We start from the raw sequence: 846 nt of genomic DNA, 5'->3' as shown, positions 1-846 counted from the left end.
CCGCTTGGCCCCCGCCTTGTCGCGGCGGGCGTACTGCGCAGGGCGCCGGGCGCCTCCGGCGTTCCCCGGGCCCGGCCCGGTAGAGTTCGGCGGTGATGACCGACGCGGGCGGGCCACCGTCCCCGGCGCACGCGAGGAGCTCCCACGTGCTGATCACCCATGACACCGAGTGCGCCCTGGGCATCCTGGTCGACCTGCTGAACACCTCACCCGAGGTCGGCGGCTACGAGCAGTTGCCGGACGTCGGGGCGCTGGGCGCCTTCGTGACCCGGCACGACATCAGCGAGGTCGACTCGGTCGACGGCGCCGACCTGGTCGCCGTGCAGGCGCTGCGCGAGCAGCTGCGCGCGGTCTTCACCGCGCCCTCCACGGCCGCGGCGGCCGAGCTGGTGAACGCCCTGGTGGCCGCGGTGAACGCGACGCCCCGGCTGACCGACCACGACGGTCACGGCTGGCACATGCACTACTTCGCCCCGCACGCGGCGCTGGCCGACCACCTGGCGGCCGAGCTGGGGATGGCGCTGGGCCTGATCGTGATGGCGGGCGAGCGCGAGCGGCTGCGGCGCTGCGAGGCGCCGGACTGCGCGCGGGTCTTCGTGGACCTGTCGCGCAACCGCTCGCGCCGCTACTGCGACAGCCGTACCTGCGGTAACCGGATGCACGTGGCCGCCTACCGGGCACGGCAGCGCTCGGCGGCGGACGAGGCGGTCGCGGTGGGCACCGTGCCGGTGGGTACCGTGCCGGTCGCCACGGGCTGACCGCGGCGGCGCCCGGGTCAGTCGCCGGTCAGATGCCGCGGGTCAGATACCGCAGCGGCGCAGGATCTCCTCGAGGTCGGAGAAGTCG

Annotated in this window: 1 protein-coding gene; it reads left to right on the top strand. The window is 74.9% G+C overall.

Annotated features, from left to right (window positions below):
- Positions 1-146 precede the first annotated feature (146 nt).
- On the top strand, positions 147-758 hold the full coding sequence (locus ABD323_RS15320; protein ID WP_344442122.1) for a CGNR zinc finger domain-containing protein: 612 nt from the start codon (positions 147-149) through the stop codon (positions 756-758).
- Positions 759-846 lie beyond the last annotated feature (88 nt).

It is taken from the genome of Kitasatospora nipponensis (assembly GCF_039528135.1).
GTDB lineage: Bacteria > Actinomycetota > Actinomycetes > Streptomycetales > Streptomycetaceae > Kitasatospora > Kitasatospora nipponensis.
Note: the sequence above shows the minus strand (reverse complement) of the source record. Positions and strands in the feature narration are given on the sequence as shown.